We start from the raw sequence: 848 nt of genomic DNA on the forward strand, positions 1-848 counted from the left end.
TCCTTCTTACACCTTTCGTCTACAGGACTGTCACCTTCTTTGGTCTGACCTTCCAGCCAGTTCGACTAGGATTCAGTTGGATATTGCCGGTCCACAACCCCCGTATCCGAAGATACGGGTTTGGGCTATTTCCCGTTCGCTCGCCGCTACTTGGAAAATCGAGTTTTCTTTCTCTTCCTCCGGGTACTTAGATGTTTCAGTTCCCCGGGTTTTCCTTCCCATACCTATGGATTCAGTATGGGATACCTAGGGTTTTCCTAGGTGGGTTCCCCCATTCGGACATCTGTGGTTCAATGCCTGCTTGCGGCTCCCCACAGCTTTTCGCAGCTTGCCACGTCCTTCTTCGGCTCCTGGTGCCAAGGCATCCACCCTACGCTCTTCATAGCTTGATCTATCTTTTCTAACCTTGCGAAACTGTAGTGTATTTCTACCCTACAATATTGTTTGTGTTGCTTTGGCATTGTGTAGTTTTCAAGGTGCAATTGGTGGGCTCAAGTGGACTCGAACCACCGACCTCACGCTTATCAGGCGTGCGCTCTAACCGGCTGAGCTATGAGCCCATTTTGGTGGAGATGAGGAGATTCGAACTCCTGACCCCCTGCTTGCAAGGCAGGTGCTCTCCCAACTGAGCTACACCCCCACACTTCTTTTTTTGAGGATATTAGACCCTCAAAACCAAACAGTGCATCCTTTTACCATAAGTCATTCCCATGTGCTTCTTTTTCACCGTTTTTTATTACTCCTTAGAAAGGAGGTGATCCAGCCGCACCTTCCGATACGGCTACCTTGTTACGACTTCACCCCAGTCATTAAGCTCACCTTCGACGGCTCCTCCCTTACGGTTAGGT

Annotated in this window: 2 tRNA genes and 2 rRNA genes; all 4 read right to left on the reverse strand. The window is 49.6% G+C overall.

The features are described 5' to 3' along the window. A 23S ribosomal RNA gene (locus tag EJN67_RS13930) occupies positions 1 to 392 on the reverse strand; the annotation flags it as partial. 91 nt (positions 393 to 483) lie between these two features. Further along, positions 484 to 560, reverse strand: a tRNA-Ile gene (locus EJN67_RS13935). Between the two features lie 4 nt (positions 561 to 564). Next, positions 565 to 640 (reverse strand) — tRNA-Ala (locus EJN67_RS13940). A 107-nt stretch (positions 641 to 747) separates the two neighbouring features. Beyond that, positions 748 to 848, reverse strand: a 16S ribosomal RNA gene (locus EJN67_RS13945); the annotation flags it as partial.

Origin of the sequence: Xylanivirga thermophila (genome assembly GCF_004138105.1) — a bacterium.
GTDB lineage: Bacteria > Bacillota > Clostridia > Caldicoprobacterales > Xylanivirgaceae > Xylanivirga > Xylanivirga thermophila.